Here is an 18493-nt window from a genome sequence, read left to right as displayed (position 1 = left end):
TAATTTTTTTATTATTTAGGCCATATATTAAATCCGTCAGCCATAGGCGGCGACATCAGGAAGTTGAAGAATATCGATGCAGCGGCAGTCGGATTTTTAAGTTTGATCACAAAACCTTGCAGAGGGGCTATTATAGCATCCTTACCCGATGATGAATTATACTCTTTCCAACCTGTAGCCGTCAATATCTTGAAATTATCTTCGATTAAAGAGTTGTTATAAGCATATAGTGAATTGAAATTTATTGGCGCCATAAATGGATTACCGATCATTACCAGTCCGTTTGTACGTTTGATGTCCGGTCCTATCAACATTGTATAATCGGTGCCCGGTTGATTTGACGAATTTTCGTAAATGAAACGTCCGGCCGATGTCCCTTTTGCAACGCTATTGTTTCCGGTAATAGACAAAGATTTCATATCAAATTTGTTGAATTTGTCATCTTTGGATGGACTTACAATTTTACCGTTGACATTTTCCAAATTTCCCTGACCTCCACCTGTAGCAAATGTAAATGCAGGTACCCATAGCATAAGCGCATTATAATTACTGCTTAAGTTCATAGTATTGTCATTAACGACAGATATATATTCGGTATCGGATGGGTTTACTTTATAAATATAGGATGAAGCATTATTTTTTGTCCGGTTATATAATCCCAAGTATGTGAATGGAGCCCCATCCATTTGGAAATCTCCTGTATACATGCCTTTTATCGGTGCCGACAGCATCCACCAGCGGTTACGCGCCATTGCAGTAAGCCCGGTAACCTGATTGCCTACACCAGCTTCAGGCTGAGGGCCTTCGTCAAAGTTTATACCCGGTTGAGATGGAGTCGTATCATCGCTAGGCAGAGTACCGTAATAGTTGGTATTATATTCTACGAAAGCGTTGTCATAATCGAGACGTTCGGTATGATATACCTGTCCGCCGTAGCGGAAAGTAATATTGTGACAAATAGCTATTCCGGTAGTGTATGATGCGCTCAAATCAGGATAGTATCTGTCCACTTTGCCCGGTATCACCACATTGACACATTTGTCCGGTATTCGGGTTACTTCGTTACCGCTTCCGTCACGCCAGTTTCCTATAAAGTTCCAGTTAGGACTGGTAGCATCTACAGCCCAGTAGTAGGTGATAGAACCGTCTTCCGATACGGTTATTTTGTGAATATATTTTTCTCCCGGACAAGATACAGTATTTGTTACTTCACAAACATATGTTCCGACTTGGACATTTGCTGCGGGGATCGTAACTGTTGAAACGGTTCCTCCGGGAACAGCAGTGCCATCCGGGAAAAACCATTTATAATTCGTATTGATTATCGGAGTTGCTATCAATGTAAGGTCGTTCATGCCTCCCAGGCCTCCGCCCAACGAGCAGAGAGGGCCGCCTGTATAATTCAGCAGAGGCGATGTGGATAAATTGTAGATAGGGATAGTATATGTAACCGGATATACCACACATCCTGAAAGTATAGGCTTTACATCCAGCTTTATATAATTTATTCCGGTAGGTATGTCTGTTCTTAGAAGTGTTTTGTTCATAGTAGTAGCTACACTGTTAGGAATATATGCACCTGTCGGATTCCCGTTTTTATCTACGGCAGTAAGCGTGTATTCTAACATGGTATTGGTTGGCGCGGTCGAAGTAACTACTGCCCTGAAATATCCTGCTGTCGTAACATTACATCGGTATCCTCCCGAATTAGTAGGATCAAGTTTTACTAAGGATAAATCTTCCGGAGTGATAACAAAAGGTGTTGATGTGAATTTACATTCACTACCTGAAGACCAGTTCCCGCTGACAGTAAAAGAATTGATAGACGCTGATGGTCTATCAGCCGAATTGAAATAAGCAACTACGCCGACAACAAATTCGCCTTCTTCAGTTATTAAAAATTCAGGATTTTTTGCTCCCAGATTTGATTTGCCAGTAAGATCGGATAATAAAAAGTTTTCGTGTTTAATACTGGCATCGGAGAATGAAAAGTTATACGGACTTACTTTTACTATCTGCGAATATGTCGGATTTCCATTAGAGTCTTTTCCTGTTATCTTTAAGAAATAGATTTTGATATTACCTGGCTGCCATGTATTACTTCCCGAAAGTCGTTTCTCTCCCATCGCCTTCAGATCAGCCATATTTACAGTGATTTTCCTCCCATAGCACTCTGAAGCAGAATTAGTAACGCCTAATTTTGTTCCTACGATCCTGACTCCTCCCATTTCCTTTACGTTGAAACTAATATTGCTTCCCGGATATGGTGTATTGCCATCGTATATCTGAGTGGTATAAGTATATGTTCCGGGATTTACCACTTTAATAGTATGGTCCTGTCCATCTATAGTTGAACTGGACAAAAAGAAGCGATTATAGTCGAAGTCGGTAATAGTATATGAAGAGTGGAATCCGTTTGGATTAGGCTGATTTTCAGTTATAACCATTTTTGAGAAAACAGGAACGACCTGACCTGTATATTTGTATCCACTTACTACATTAGGTATTTCGTACTCTACTTTCAAAGAGTAATTCCCGAATTTTGATCCACAAGTCAGATCGCTACCAATTGAGCTTATCCATTTTATACCCTTGAAGTACTCATCCCGGGTTCCTACAGTTACAGTCATAGTTTTAATATCCATTCCTGTATCGCCTCCCGAAATACCTTTATAGCTTAATTGCCATTTACCGGAACCCCAGTCTAAAATTATGAATGGATCTATTTCATAATTGTAAGGATCGCTGGGATCGCTGGGAACCTGAGCTGTGAATTTTTTTATAACACCCGTCGAAGTATTAGTAGCTATAAATTCATATGGTAAAGTTAAAATTGTATTATAAAAATAAGACATGGTTACTTTTAGGCCTTCTGTTTTTGCTTCAACATTTAATGAACCTTGAGGAAACCACTCATTATCATTAAGGGTAGCTATATTATAGACTCTATATTTATTAGGAGCACCTTTTAATCGTAAGAAAATATAAGGTAATGTACCGCTGGGGCCTACAGTTGGATTTTTATATATTTGAGAATAATAATAATTACCTTTAAATAATGTATAACCTTGCTTTGCCGGGTGCCATTCCTGTACTGCATCTGGATTTGTTGTGTATGCAAAGCCTAATTCGTAATAATTTTTCAGATCGGTAGAATTAAAAAAATCATTCAGGTTTATTGTCCCGTCGCCATTTTCAGTCCCCAAACCGGCGCTGGGAACAACTTGGGGATTAAACGTATCCACATATATGCTTTTATGATCGTCATTAGGATATGCCGGCCGTTGGGGCACCATATGAGGTACCTGTGAATATGTAAATGAAATATCTCTTTTGTCGGTCAGATTCGGAAATTCCGAAGTCACAGGTTTTATTAATATCTGGTTATAATAATATGTTTCACACCCGTCCGTTATTTTTATTTCATAATACTCACTACCGGAGCATGGAGCAAGGCTATCTATGACATGTGAACCGGCTCCTGAATACATAAATCTGGTCGGGCCGTCGTATGCTGCCGGTTTTTTGACTATCTCCATAATGTAAGTTTTGGTACCACCCGATAGGTCGAAGGTTAATTTACCTACATTCCAGCTGGAGAAGGAAGTCAATTTTGATTTAGTCCGGTTAAAGCTGGTGGTTAAAGGGTTGCCTGCTAATGTTCCGGGATTTATGGTAAAAGGAAATTCCTGCTCTACAGGAGGAGCGCCAGCAGGGAGGCTCTTACAAGCCGCTGATACAGTCAATGTATAATTTCCTGCTGCAAAGCCTGACATAATATTATTTGTCGTCTGAGCAGGGACTTCTATTCCCCCCGTTGAATTTTTAACTTGATAGGAAATTTCTCCAAAGTTTTGTGGATTGCTTACGGTTACCTCTATAGCTCCGTCTAGACCGCAATATGCGGATTTTGTTTTTATATTAACGCTGAAATCACAATTTTGCGCCGATACTTTTGTTACAGCCAGTAATAGAAGTATGGCTAAAAAGTAGCGTTTACCTGTATATAGTTTTTTTGTATATTTTATATCTTTCATTTCGCCAGTATTATGTTTGTGTGTATTTGCTTTAATTACTTCGTTTACGTTGGTTAATCTCTTATGCAACGCACCAGATTTCTACTCAATTCTCCTCCGATAGGAGTACCTCCCGGAAAATATTTACTTGTTGTTGCGGTTACCTGATATCCGAGTTTGTCCCACGCTAAGACTTCTCTTGTATCACCTGAACTTGTCCCGGATTGAAAACCTACCGTTACCCATCCCAAAGCAGGTGTTATTGAACTCTTTTTGTGAACGAAGTAATCTATACCGCTCGAAAAGCCATAGTCGGTAGTCGGGACAGCGTCTACAGAAACAGGTTGCGACCATATCTGCTGATATTCTTCATATGTCATCAGATGATATGAATATTTATCGTTGGCTGCACCCTTGCAGGTATTGATTGCCTGCTCTTGTGTAATGTTTTCAAAATCGTCACACAATATATTATATGTCTTACCATCGCCCCAGCCGATGATCTGGTATTCGCACATACATTTTTTCCATAGTCTTACCCATTTGTCTCCGTCCCATACGTAGGGGCCTTCACAGAGCATGTCGGGGTCATTACGTGTTGCATAGCCTGTATTGTTTTTCAGGTTATATACCGTAAGGCCTACATGTATATCTTTTTCGGTAAAAGTCCCGTTTTCGGGAGGGAGAATATTTACAGCCTGCAGATTCACTCGGGGAAGTAATAGCCCTTTTTTTGCATTTTCCTGCAGATTACCGTCTTCTTTCAGGTCGAGTAAAGCGCCCTTGTTTGACGGAACGTTTGATCCGACTGTGACCTGTGCATTAAATTTTTCGGAAAACAAAAGCGCTGTAAACAAAAGGATATAGATATATAGCCGCTTCTTAAGTTTTGGTAGTTTCATAATTTGTATCAATATTTTGATGTTGTCTTTCGGGATTATACTAAAAATAATTCTAATATTTGGTATGAAATATTTGTTTATTAAGAGGAAAAATGCCGGTTATTATCAAGTTTGTGAATGTGTGTATGAATGATTTTGATTTGTCGTAAAAGTTTTGTTATTATGCTTAATTGCTATACTTTTTATGTAAAGTATAGGTTTTAATTCCATATCATCCTGAATGAAAATTTGCATTAGGGTATGTGTTTGTAAAATGCCCCTGAAAAAGGGATTTGTAATTTGTCTTTAATGTCTATTCTCAATGGCAAAATAAACAATTTTCTTTTGTTTTCACAAATATTTTATGGTTTAATTCATAAAAACATCCCTTTATAATGGTCTGTGGACTAATCTAATATTATTTTATTGCCTTTTTGGGATAAACCATAATTGACAATTATTCATCTTTTTATTGGAAATAAAGTTGTAATTTTGCGCCTCTTATACTATCATCTCGGATATGAACTATAAAAAAATAAGGCTTAAGCCCAAAAAGGAAGAATCCCTGAAAAGGTTTCACCCATGGATATTCTCCGGCGCTGTACAACAAAAAGATAACGACCTGACAGAAGGCGAAGTAGTTTCTGTATATACTTCCGCCGATGAGTTTATTGCAGTCGGGCATTATCAGGTAGGCAGTATTGAAGTTCGTGTCCTTTCATTTGAAGAAGAAGAGATAAATGCATCCTTTTGGGAAAAACGTCTGTCTTCGGCATTAGACCTGAGAAAAGCAGCTGGTCTTATTTCTGATAATAATAATTCATATCGTTTAGTACACGGTGAGGGAGACAACCTTCCGGGACTGATAATAGATATATATGCTGAAACAGCTGTAATACAGTCGCATTCGGTAGGTATGCACGAATCGCGGATGATGATTTGTGAAGCATTAAAAGCCGTATTGGGGGACTCTTTAAAGAATATTTACTATAAATCGGAGACCACATTGCCGTTTAAAGCCAATCTCGGTGCTGAAAATGAGTATCTGCACGGTGGTAAGGATGTTAATGAAATAGCAATAGAGAATGGACTAAAATTTTATCCTGACTGGATAAAGGGGCAGAAAACAGGCTTCTTCGTAGACCAGCGCGACAACCGGTCGTTGCTTGAGCATTATGCAAAAGGACGTTCGGTACTGAATATGTTTTGCTATACAGGAGGTTTTTCATTTTATGCTATGCGGGGAGATGCCAAACTCGTGCACTCGGTAGACAGCTCATCCAAAGCAATAATGCTGACGAATAAAAATATAGAAATAAACTTTCTGGAAGACAAGAGGCATGAAGCTTTTGCAGAAGATGCTTTCAAATATCTGGCTAAGGTAAAAGAAGATGAATACGACCTTATAATACTTGATCCGCCTGCTTTTGCCAAGCACAGGGGAGCCATAAAAAATGCATTGCAGGGATATAAAAGGCTGAATGCAGCAGCATTCGAGAGAATAGCTAAAGGTGGAATCATTTTCACATTTTCATGTTCGCAGGTGATTTCAAAAGAGGCATTCAGACTAGCCGTATTCAGTGCTGCTGCAATGACGGGGCGGAAAGTAAGGATATTGCATCAGCTTACACAGCCTGCCGATCATCCGGTGAACATTTATCATCCCGAGGGAGAATATCTGAAAGGGTTGGTATTATATGTCGAATAGTTAATAATTTACGGAGCATAAATTTATAATATATTACTAAACAAAAAGATAGGATACTTCACTAATCTACATTGCATAGGGATAGGAAAAATAAATAATGATACACCGCTTCCTATTCTATTTATTTTCATAACTTTATATTACCTATATAAGAGGATGAAGGACTCTTATAAACTCTTAATACAGTATGGAACAAAAACTTATCGAACAATATAGAGAGCACCTATTTGATAAAAAAGCACTGCTCGAAAATGCCGTAGCTCAACTAAAAAAAGAATTTGTCGGAATTAATAATGTAATAGATCAGATATCCGACGCATTGAGTTCATGGCTTTACTTTCCTGAAATGCAGGAAAAACCTGTAGTAATAAACCTTTGGGGATTGACAGGTATTGGTAAAACTTCTCTTGTAAAACGCTTAGCCGAATTAATAGATTTCAATGAACGTTATTATCGTTTCGATCTGGGTGAAAGTTCCGGCAAATATTACGATATACAGGATTCTTTCCGCGATATTTACGAAAATTGCGACAAGGAACCGTTTATTATCAGTCTGGATGAATTCCAACTGGCACGTACATTAAATGAAAAACAGGAGGAAGTTGACAAGGCTTCTTCACGGGCTATCTGGGATTTGTTGGATAGCGGCAAATTCGATCTTCTCGATTTCAATTACAATATGGGTGTCTTTAACAAGCTGATAAAGAAACTCGACCTTGCTCTGGCAAAGGGTGTTGAAGTAGAGAACGGAGTTGTCACGGCCCAGTTCGATATCCATAAAGATATATTGGAACTCGAAGATGATAACAATACTGGTGATGATTTGGATGACGATGAAGAAGGTGCAGTAGAAAACGGAGGTAAAAAAGAAAAGAAAGTATACTTCCTACCAGAAAATAATCTGACTACCATTTTCTATGTCGTATCGGATATGTTCCTGTCGAAAGCAGAGTTAAGAAATAAACTTAACGAGCTGGACGGGGAAGAAACAATCAGCTATCTGATATATTTGTATAAGAAATCATTGAAGCCGAAGACGGTCGACTGTTCTAAAGCCCTTGTGTTTGTAATGGGTAATCTGGATGAAGTATACACAATGACCTATGACTTCAATCCCGATATGAATGCGGATGAATTTCATAAACAATCATCAAAGATTACTGTGACACAGGTTAAGAATGCGTTATTGACACGTTTCCGGAGTGAGCAGATTGCGCGTCTTGGTAATATCCATATCATTTATCCTACATTTAACAGGAAGGCGTTTCATGGTATTATCCGGCTCGAACTGAATAAAATAAAGAAAAAGTTGAACGATATATATCAGATTAATGCAAATTTCGACAGCAAGATAGAGAATCTGATTTATGAAGAAGGGGTTTATCCTACACAGGGCACCCGTCCGTTATTCACGACTATTCATCAGGTTATAAATACACGTTTGGGTAATGTGCTGAATGAGATTTTCCTGAAAGGTCTGGAAATAGATTCTATTGATTTTACGGTTGATGAAGCCAAATCGACAAAGGATATCACAGCTATCCGTATCGATTTTATAAAAGATAAACAGTCGATTCACAGCATCACAGAAAAACAGGCGCTTGTCTTGGGCAAACTACGAAAAGAAAAACTGAATGATGAGCAGGCTATTACTGCCGTACACGAAAGTGGTCACGCAGTATTATCCTCTATTCTGATGAAAACAATACCCGATTCGGTATTTTCAGTTACTGCCGACAGCAATAGTCTCGGTTTTGTATTGGCTCGTCCACAATGGAACTATGTATCGAAGAAAGAGGTCATAAATCGTTTGGCAGTACTTATGGGCGGTTTGGTTGCCGAACGTATTGTTTTCGGCGATGAGAATATAACTATTGGTTCGAATGTCGATTTGACGAATGCTACAAAGTTGGCTACTCATATCCTTTATTCATGTGGTATGGGCAATACACTGGCAACTTTTGGCAATGAACATATGGATGAAGCACCCGCCATCATTTTCGATGACGACAGGACGGGTATCAATGCCGAGGCCAAAGAAATGCTGAATAAAGCTGAGGTACTGGCACAGGAAACATTGGAGAAGCAAAAGGTCTTGCTGCTGCGCTTAGCTGATTATCTCAGTGATAAACGGGCTGTAAATAAGTTGCAGATTCGAGAGTTTATAGAGAAGTATGCTGTCGATTTCGATGTGAAGGAAGTAATCGAAGATGCAGAGCATCTCTATTATCGCAAGCATCTTAAAGACCAGATAGATAAATTATAAGATTAATCTTAAATAAAAAAAGAGCCGTCAAAATAAATTGGCGGCTCTTTGTATATATTGAATGTCCCGTCCTAAAATAGGTTTACAACAAAAACAACTTATTATGGAACATCAAGAAAATGAGTATTATGTCAAACGTACTCAAAAAGACTACAGCCTATCTTTTAAACTTCAAGTGGTTCAAGAAATTGAATCCCGAGAGCTCAACTTAACTCAAGCAGCTCTCAAGTATGGCATTCAATCAACCAGCACAATTCGCACTTGGCTCAGAAAATTTGGTACCTTAGACCGAGAATTACAAGTCAAATTTACTATGGAAAAGACTCCTGAACAACGGTTAATGGAACTGGAAGCTAAAGTTCGTCTGCTTGAAAAGCAAAAGGCGAGTTTAGAGAAGCAGCTTGAATTTCAACAGGATAAGGCAATCATGTTTGATATTATGATCGACATAGCCGAAAAAGAGTTTAATATTCCCGTCCGAAAAAAGTCTGTACCCGAAGCATCGAACGCTTCAAAGAAGAAAGGACAGCAACCATGATTTATTCATGTGATGTCTTCGGGATCAGCCGACAGGCTTATTATAAACGAGTTGACAGAGCTAAGCAGAAACAAGCTTATGGCGAGTATGTTATATCCAAAGTTCAGGATGTTCGAGTGGCTATGCCCAGACTTGGAACTCGCAAATTATATTACCTGTTGGGTTCTTCTTTGAATATTGGCAGAGATAAACTATTCAGTATCCTCAGGGCCAATAAAATGTTAATAAGTCCTGTTCGGTCATATACCAAGACTACTATGTCAAAACATTGGCTACATAAACATCCCAACCTGTTAAAGGATATGATTGTCTATCGCCCCGAACAGGTTTTTGTGAGTGATATAACCTATATTAAATCAAAACAAAAGACACATTATCTGTCTTTGATTACTGATGCCTGTTCCAGAAAAATAGTTGGATATCATCTAAGTAATGATTTGGGTGCACAAAGTGTATCTAAAGCTCTGAAAATGGCGATAAAGACTAGAGTTTACCATAACCCTTTGATTCATCACTCTGATAGGGGATTACAATATTGCTCTGAATTATATCAGAAAATATTAGCTAAGAATAAAATTACTCCATCGATGACTGATGGCTATGATTGCTATCAAAATGCACTGGCTGAGAGAATTAATGGAATACTAAAACATGAGTTCTTATTTACAAAATGCAATAACTATCAGCAATTAAGCCTGTTAATTAAACAATCTATTGATATTTATAACAATAAAAGACCACATTTGGCTCTGAATATGAAAACGCCTAACTTTATCCATCTGAAACAAAAAACCAATGAACATAAATCCATCGGTTCTTATACTATTTTAATATAAATCCTGTAAACCTATTTTAGGACGGGACAGAAATATAATTATTTATTACCAAGCGAATAAAGGATATTCTTTCATAATAGAATTCACTTTGTCGCGAACACTCTTAATTGTCTGATCGTTTTCAGGATTTGAAAGCACTGTGTCTATCATTTCCACTATCTCGGTCATCAACGGTTCTTTTGCTCCGCGTGTGGTGATTGCAGGCGTACCGAAGCGAAGCCCCGAAGTAAGGAACGGGCTGCGGCTATCGAAAGGAACCATATTTTTGTTAGTTGTTATATCGGCTTCCACAAGCGCTTTTTCTGCAATTTTACCTGTCAGTTCAGGGAACTTAGGGCGAAGGTCGATAAGCATAGAGTGGTTGTCTGTACCGCCCGATACAACTTTGTATCCTTTATCCGTAAATGCTTGCGCCATTACCGCAGCATTTTTCTTTACCTGTGTCTGGTAAACCTTATATGACGGGTCGAGAGCCTCAGCAAAGGAAACGGCTTTAGCAGCAATAACATGTTCGAGCGGTCCGCCCTGTATTCCCGGGAAAACAGCAGAATCGAGCAATGCCGACATCATGCGTATTTCGCCTTTCGGTGTTTTCTTTCCCCAAGGGTTTTCGAAGTCTTTTCCTAAGAGTATAGCGCCTCCGCGAGGGCCACGAAGTGTTTTATGAGTGGTGGTTGTCACTATATGTGCATGCGGTAATGGATTTTCCAGCAGTCCGGCAGCGATAAGTCCTGCCGGGTGTGCCATATCTACCATAAAGATTGCACCTATTTCGTCTGCAATTTTACGGATGCGGGCATAATCCCATTCACGTGAATAGGCCGATGCACCTGCTATGATAAGTTTCGGTTTTTCCTGACGGGCAACCTGCTCCATTTGTTCGTAATCCACTTGTTCCGTATCCTGACGGACATTGTATTCTAAAGCATGGAACATCAATCCTGAAAAGTTTACGGGAGAACCATGCGATAAGTGTCCGCCATGCGACAGGTTCAACCCGAGGAATTTATCTCCGGCTTTCAGGCATGCCAGAAATACGGCAGCATTAGCCTGTGCACCCGAGTGAGGCTGCACATTTGCCCATACGGCGCCGAAGACTTCTTTCAGGCGGTCTATTGCAAGTTGTTCGCTAAGGTCTACAATTTCACATCCCCCATAATACCGTTTCCCCGGATAGCCTTCGGCATATTTGTTAGTCAGGCATGAACCCATAGCTTCCATTACCTGCTGGCTGACAAAATTTTCCGACGCGATTAACTCAATACCTTTCAGTTGACGCTGATACTCTCTTTCGATAATATCAAAAATAGCTGTGTCTCTTTTCATAAGTAAATGACGTTTTTATGAGGTGAAAAAATTATAGTGACAAAAGTAGCGAAAAACAATTAATAATAAGAAGGAACAATTAATAATTATATAACTCGTAAAACTGCCCGAAGGATAACATAATTTATAGTATAAACTACTTATACAAAAAAGTAGGGAAGGCTACAGCCTTCCCTATCAATCCCTATTTTACCTAATATTATTTAAGTGGGGCAGCTGACGGCGGAGCGCTATTTGCACCCCATGTCTTATTTGCAGTGTCGCCCATAACCAATACCAGTTTGCCTCCGTTTTCTATATCGGAATGATTGAACCATGGTTTGTTCCAGTCTTTTCCGTTAAGCGTTGCCGATTGTATGTATTTATTGTTTTCGGAATAATTCTGTGCTTCTATTTCAAACACTTTGCCATTGCTCATTTTCATTTTCACATCCTTGAATACGGGACTGCCGATGTTATATACAGGCATTCCCGGGGTCACAGGGTAGATCCCCATCATAGAAAATGCTACGAATGCAGACATACCGCCGCCGTCTTCATCGCCCGGCATACCCATCAGGTCGTTTCTGAACCATTGTTTCAGCAATGTACGGATACGTTTCTGGGTTTTCCATGGCTGACCTGCGTAGTTGTACAGATAAGGAATATGCAGACAAGGCTCGTTAGCCATTGAGAACTGTCCTACATTTCCGGTATGGTCCGGTATCTGTGCATAAAAGTCATATTTGCTTCTGCCCAACGGTTCAACGAACATCTGGTTGAGATTATTGATAAATTTTTCATTCCCGCCCATCAGATTGATAAGATCGGCTACATTGTGGGGAACATCCCAGCGGTAAATCCATCCGTTGTTCTCCCCGTAATATTGGCGGGCTCCTATACCTCCCGACCAGCGGTAATCGAACGGCTCGATAAATTTCCCGTCTTTATCTTTCGGGTGGAAAAATGCAGTTTCCGGATTGTAAACGTTTCTGTAGTTATAAGAGCATTTCAGGTAATAATCTGCTTCTTCTTTTCTACCTAAAGCTTGAGCTATCTGTCCCAGACACCATTGGTCATAAGCAGTACCCAGCGTAACGGCTATAGGCTGTCTTTTCTCGAAACCGCTAACATTGGCAACTGTTTCTTTTTCTCCCGGATGCAGTGCAGGAATATAGCCTTTTTCTTTGTAAAATTCATCCAGCCATCCGGCAGGTGCGCCTGACCACGGAATCAATGTTTTTTCTTCTATACCTTTTTTCGAGGCAATATATGCTTTTTCCAGATCGAAGCCTCTCAGCCCTTTTGCATATCCGTCGATTACGGTGGCCACGGCATGGTTGGAGTTCATACGGCGCGAATCTCCGGTGATTTCAGGGAAAGTAGGCATCCAGTTTTTGCCCATTTGTTCGGCCATCAGCAGGAATGAATTGATAATGTCAACTTCTGTTCCGGCATCTATCATTACACGTAGTGGATGTGTAGCGCGGTAAGTATCCCAAATCCAGTCGTCGGTGTAAAAAGGTTTTCCTCCGTCTTCGTGTACTTTTCCGTCGAAGGCACTGAAGTAGCGGCCATTCTCACTGATGCATACCGGACGCTCATAGCAACGATACATAGATGTATAGAACAATGTCTTTTCGGTATCGTCGTTTCCTTCTACCATTATCTTGCCAAGGGCTTCATTCCATATGGCACGCCCTTTTTCGGCAAGTTGTTTTACATTGTAATCTTTTTGTTCCCTCTGCAGGTTATTTTTGGCTTGCTCTTCGCTGATGAAAGAGATACCGTAACGAATATTAACGGTCTGTGCCTTATCTCCGAAATAAAGAACGACATAAGCGTTGTTACCTTCTGCTTTTTTCGAACTCTGGTCTATGGCGTTGTTCTTCCATGTTCCGGATTGAAGCGGTTTCTGTTCTGTTTCCAGATACAGATATACAACCGTATTATTTGCCAGTTTCTGGTATCCGCTAACTGCATTGCCATCTACTTTCATCTCACCGTTACGGGAATTGAGAATCAGGTAAGCAGGAGTATTCGCTTGTTTAAAGTCTATCTGATAGATAGCCGACTGATGCGATAGTGCATATTGTACATGTGTCAACTGGTCGTCGAGGTCTACTTCATATGAATATGGAGTTATTTTTTCGTTGTCGTAGCTGTATCTGATAACAGGCGCTACGTTTTCTTTGCTTCCCTTATACGGGCTTAGATTGAAGGCCGAACGTCCCCTGTGACTGGTAATTATCAGGGGCAGTCCGCTGATAACATCTCCTGTAAAATCGCCTCTTTCGGGATATACTCTCAGCATGCTGTTAGGCATATGTATCGTAGGATAGGTAGGAACGAGCAGATGACTGATATTTCCCATATAAGGATTTACGTAGTCGACAGGTTGCTCTTTATTTGTGTTTTTGTTTTCAGCTTTGATATTGAAAGTTGAAAGGATAACAACACAAAATAAAAAATACAGTTTACTAAGTTTCATAATAGTGTTTTAAATTTTTTTGGTAATTAACAAACACAAATTAAACACCAACCAATTAATAAATGGATTAATGGATAATTAAAATGGGTATTAATTGTGTTTTTTTAATAAATAAAGTAGCATTTGCTGCGCGTAATCAAAGATTACTTACGTTCCTTTTGACCTAATCCCCAAAAGGAACCAAAAACGCTTTAGCGCCCCGCTTCAATGTACGACCCGTAACGGGCTTAAAGGCTAAACGAAACAACGTTCGCCGAAGCGAAGGCGAGGCAAAAAACTCGCCCGGAAGATTGCAAAATCCGAATCGGAAAATAAGCTCAAACACGTTTTCGTTTTTCAGCCTTTACCCCGCCCGTGAAGCTAATGGCGCAGGCTGACGCTTGACAAGAAATAATCAGAAAAATAATACTCTCTTTGGTAATAATTCTTTACGGTTTAAATAATTGCAGAAAATTTTCCTTATAACTCGATGATATCTCTATTTCAGTACCATCTTCAAGAGTTACATATCCGCCCGAATTTTTATGATATGACTTTACAAAGTTGAAATTGACTATATGCGATTTATGCACACGGATGAAAGGGTAGGGCAGTATCTCGCTGAAATGTTTGAGAAAACGGCAGACCATTTTCTTACTTTTATCTCTAAGGTAAATATCGGTAAAGTTGCCATTACCTTGTAGTCGCACAATATCTTCCATCTTCACCACTTCGAAACCTTCGAGAGTAGGAAGTATCACTTGTTGTTTTTCGGGTTTTGTTTCTTTAAAATTTTCGACAAGTATCCTGTTGCGGTTAAAGATTTCTTTATTCATAATATGTTGCTGCACTTTGTTCACAGCAAGGATGAGTTCTTCGATACTTACGGGTTTCAACAGATAGTATGCAGCACTCTGATTTAATGCTCTTAATGAATATTCGGAAAAAGCAGTTACAAATATTGTTTCAAAATATAAATCTTTGCACCCTTCGAGTACATCGAAAGCATTTCCAAACGGCATTTCCACATCCAGAAATACGAGTTGCGGCTCTAAGTCATGCAATAAAGGGACAGCATCCTTGCAATTATGTGCCTCCCCTATGATTTCTATCTGCGGACAATATTTTGTCAGGTAGTTTTTCAATGCTTCGCGTGCTGCCGATTCATCTTCAATGATAACGCTCTTTATTCTTTGCAGTGTGTTCATAGGTTTTTGTTCATTAAGGGAAATTGCAATCTGACTATAACTCCGCTTTCTTCACCTGTCTTTTCTTCGATAAAAATAGATATATCTGCGGCATAAAGGCTATTTAAGAGATTGATGCGTTCCTGCGTATTATTCAGTCCGCGCGAATTATGTTCTTTTTGATGTTTGGTTTTCAATTCCTTGCTTTTAGTGAGGCCAATTCCGTCGTCTTCAATAATAACTGAGAGATGATTACCCTCAGGTTTTACTGTCAGCGTAAGCAATCCCATACTGTCCTTATAGCGCAATCCGTGCCATATGGCATTTTCGAGTTGCGGTTGTATAAGCATATTCGGAATAAAGACCGCATCGGTATCGAGGCTGCTATCGACTTCAATCTTATATGTAAACTTATCATGGAAGCGCATGTATTCCAGATCGAGATATTCTTTCATCTGTTCCATTTCGGTGGTCAGCGAAATAAAATCTTTATTGGAATTCTCCATAATATTACGCATTAGTTTCGAGTATGAAGACAAGTATTTATTGGCTTCCAATTCATTATTCTGTGCAATAAACTGATTTACACTGTTGAGGCTGTTGAAGATAAAATGAGGATTCATCTCGCGGCGTAATGACTGCAATGCAATCCTTTTATTTTTCTTTTTTATCGAATAAAGCGCTTTGGCAATAAATATCAGCGATATAAGTATGAGTGCAATAGCTAAAAGCAGCACATAATTAAATGTATTGGATTTTGAAATAAGCTTGTCTTTCAATTCCCGTTCTTTTTCCAGTTGCAGTATTTTCTCTTCCTGTACCTGAAAGAACCTTTCATCGATGAGGGTACTATCATTCTTCACCAGAACCTCCAGTTTTGTCATAAAGTCGGAATAGATGTCCAGTGCCTTTTGTGGTTGCCGCATCCTTTTATATTGTTCGACAAGCAGTTCCAAACTGTTTTTTGCCTCGATAGTCTGACCTTTATCTATTGCCAAATCATAGGCTTGCTGCAATGTAGTAACGCCTTCTTTTAGTTTATTGGCTTCCAGATAGTTTTCCGATAGCGCCTGCAATTGCTGTATTTCAGCTTTAGGATTATTTGTTTCTTTTGCATCGGCTACAAGGCCTTTGTTTATAGCAATGGCTTTCCCTATTTGATTATCTGCAGCATATGTATTGGCTATCTCCCTCTTTATGTTCATTGATGCTTCGGGCTTGTCTTTGACGGTAACCAATGCTTTTTCCAGATTTTTAATGGCTTCCGGCGCATTGTCCATTTCTTTGTTTACCTGTGCCATTTGCTGGTATGCCAATACTTGCTCTTCAGTATCGCCCAGTTCTTCCGATAGTGCTATATTCTGACTGATGAATGCCGATTGCACTTCGGGATTATTAGTGTTGGCAACCCGTTGCATGTCATTAGCACTCAGTTTCTTAAGTTTTATGTTGGATGTATTTGCCTGTGCATTGCTGAAATTAAAATATGCTGCCTCCAATTTATTTTGCGCTTCCTGTACTTTTGCCAGTTCACGTTCTACTGCTGCCAGCTTTTCTTTATCCTTTTTGGCCTGATATATTCTTTTCGCTCTGTTTAGGTAATCTTCTGCTCTTGCATGCTCACCTTTGGCGGATAATTCTTTTGCCAGTTTTTCATAACCTGCGGCAATTTCCATATCCGATTTTCCCTCTTCTATGGCTTTGGATACTTCCTGTATCCGCATATTCTCCCTCGATACTTTCATTTTTGAAGCACTTTTCGAATCCTGCGGTGGCTGTGTCCAGCATGCGGATGAAAGGAGAAAAGAAATGAATGTCAGTATGTATTTCAGGTGCATATCTTATTCTGTTTACTTGAGATTGTAAAGTAAATACTTTTAAAACATTTATTCCTTATATTTCACCAATTCAAAACGTTGGTTCACACATTTTGCCCGTTTTTTCTTTTTTTATAACTATAAATTTGAGCAAGAAACCAATTAAAACACAATGATATGAAAAAGTTTATACTATCCGCATCGTTACTGATGGCTTTAGCTCTTGCATCTACTGTCAGTGCAAATACATTATCAGAAAATTTCGGACAAAAAGATGTCTCAGAAACAAACATTATTAATGATGTACAGAATCGTGGTACAAAGATACAGGTAGCCATTCTCCTCGATACCTCGAGCAGTATGGACGGGCTTATAGAACAGGCAAAATCTCGTTTATGGAATATTGTAAATACCCTTACTACACTTAAGTATAACGGTCAGTCACCACGTATTGAGATAGCTTTGTATGAATACGGGAACGATAATATCCGCACAAGTGATTATATACGGCAGATAACTCCTATGACTACCGACCTCGATCTCATTTCTCAGAAACTGTTTTCCCTTACTACATACGGCGGTGACGAATATTGCGGTGCTGTAATCAGTAAAGCAGTGGAAAGACTCGATTGGGGAAATAACAGTTCCGATATGAAACTGATTTACATTGCCGGCAACGAACCTTTCACGCAAGGCCGGATATCTTACAAAACAGCCATTGATAGGGCGTTGAATAAAAATATATTTGTAAATACTATACATTGTGGAAGAGATAGTGATGGTGTGCAGGGCATGTGGCGCGATGCGGCTATCAGGGGAAAGGGCAAATATTTCAATATCAACCATAATGCAAGAGTACGTTATTATGATACTCCGTATGATGACAGGATAAGCGCCTGCAACGACCGCCTGAATTCGACTTATATGTCATATGGTCATGCAGGTTATGCACGTAAAGAAATGCAGGTTGCTCAGGATGTAAATGCCAGTAAAATATCGCGTTCTAATTTTGCAGAACGTGCAGTAAGCAAATCCAAAAGTGTATACAGCAACAGCGAATGGGATTTGGTCGACAAAGTAAAAGAAGACAGGAATGCCCTGAATGAAATCAAACAGTCGGAACTCCCGCGCGAACTGCAAAATAAATCAAAGGCCGAAGTTCAGCGACTGATAGCTGAGAAGGAAAAAGAACGTGCTGCCATTCAGAGAGAAATAAGCGATTTGGCAAAAAAACGTCAGGCATACATCGATGAACAGTCGAAAAAAGATGCAACAGGCGATGATCTCGGTGCTGCAATAAACGAATCTATACTTGCATTTGCCAACCAAAAAGGATATACGATAAGCAAATAAATTTCTTAGTGTCTTTCGTGGACATGCACGAACAAATCCGTTAAGTTTTTTGTTTTTATGTTAGAGCTGCTTTCACCGATGTAGAGAGTAGCTCTTTCCGTCCGGAACGCTCTGTA

The 18493-nt window shown here is 39.5% G+C and carries 10 protein-coding genes; 4 read left to right on the top strand and 6 right to left on the bottom strand.

The window, feature by feature from the left end; all coding sequences use genetic code 11:
* Positions 1–11 precede the first annotated feature (11 nt).
* Together K348_RS0110095 and K348_RS18775 are read right to left on the bottom strand one after the other, a co-directional pair.
* Positions 12–4037: a hypothetical protein gene (locus K348_RS0110095; RefSeq protein ID WP_156032853.1), complete on the bottom strand. Its 4026-nt coding sequence runs from the start codon at positions 4035–4037 to the stop codon at positions 12–14.
* A 53-nt stretch (positions 4038–4090) separates the two neighbouring features.
* Positions 4091–4918, bottom strand: coding sequence for a hypothetical protein (locus tag K348_RS18775; RefSeq protein ID WP_156032851.1), 828 nt, complete (start codon positions 4916–4918; stop codon positions 4091–4093).
* A gap of 499 nt (positions 4919–5417) precedes the next feature.
* On the opposite strand from K348_RS18775, the gene K348_RS0110085 reads away from it, so the two are divergent.
* From K348_RS0110085 to K348_RS0110070, 3 genes are all read left to right on the top strand, one after another.
* On the top strand, positions 5418–6605 hold the full coding sequence (locus tag K348_RS0110085) for a class I SAM-dependent rRNA methyltransferase (RefSeq protein WP_029904844.1): 1188 nt from the start codon (positions 5418–5420) through the stop codon (positions 6603–6605).
* 187 nt (positions 6606–6792) lie between these two features.
* Positions 6793–8871 (top strand): AAA family ATPase, encoded by a 2079-nt coding sequence (locus tag K348_RS0110080; RefSeq protein ID WP_029904843.1) that lies wholly within the window; start codon positions 6793–6795, stop codon positions 8869–8871.
* Between the two features lie 103 nt (positions 8872–8974).
* Positions 8975–10245, top strand: a protein-coding gene (locus K348_RS0110070; RefSeq protein ID WP_231496770.1) for an IS3 family transposase whose coding sequence is annotated in 2 segments (ribosomal slippage) — positions 8975–9350 and positions 9350–10245 — 1272 coding nt in all. Because the reading frame shifts where the segments join, the coding sequence is not laid out codon by codon here.
* 45 nt (positions 10246–10290) lie between these two features.
* Here the strand turns inward: K348_RS0110070 and glyA are convergent.
* The 4 genes from glyA to K348_RS0110050 all read right to left on the bottom strand — a co-directional run bounded on the left by glyA (position 10291) and on the right by K348_RS0110050 (position 17045).
* Positions 10291–11571 (bottom strand): serine hydroxymethyltransferase, encoded by a 1281-nt coding sequence (gene glyA / locus K348_RS0110065; RefSeq protein ID WP_029904842.1) that lies wholly within the window; start codon positions 11569–11571, stop codon positions 10291–10293.
* A 199-nt stretch (positions 11572–11770) separates the two neighbouring features.
* Positions 11771–14041: a GH92 family glycosyl hydrolase gene (locus K348_RS0110060; protein ID WP_029904841.1), complete on the bottom strand. Its 2271-nt coding sequence runs from the start codon at positions 14039–14041 to the stop codon at positions 11771–11773.
* Between the two features lie 428 nt (positions 14042–14469).
* The gene (locus tag K348_RS0110055) at positions 14470–15228 is read right to left on the bottom strand and encodes a LytTR family DNA-binding domain-containing protein (protein ID WP_029904840.1); all 759 of its coding nucleotides are present in this window, start codon (positions 15226–15228) and stop codon (positions 14470–14472) included.
* Entirely contained in the window at positions 15225–17045 is a 1821-nt protein-coding gene (locus K348_RS0110050) for a histidine kinase (RefSeq protein ID WP_029904839.1), read from the bottom strand. Before K348_RS0110050 ends, K348_RS0110055 begins: the two co-directional genes overlap by 4 nt.
* A 156-nt stretch (positions 17046–17201) precedes the next feature.
* On the opposite strand from K348_RS0110050, the gene K348_RS0110045 reads away from it, so the two are divergent.
* Positions 17202–18377, top strand: a complete 1176-nt coding sequence (locus K348_RS0110045; RefSeq protein ID WP_029904838.1) for a VWA domain-containing protein — start codon at positions 17202–17204, stop codon at positions 18375–18377.
* Positions 18378–18493: the final 116 nt, after the last annotated feature.

It is taken from the genome of Prevotella sp. 10(H) (assembly GCF_000711235.1).
GTDB lineage: Bacteria > Bacteroidota > Bacteroidia > Bacteroidales > Dysgonomonadaceae > Dysgonomonas.
This window is presented reverse-complemented; position numbering and strand designations above follow the sequence as displayed.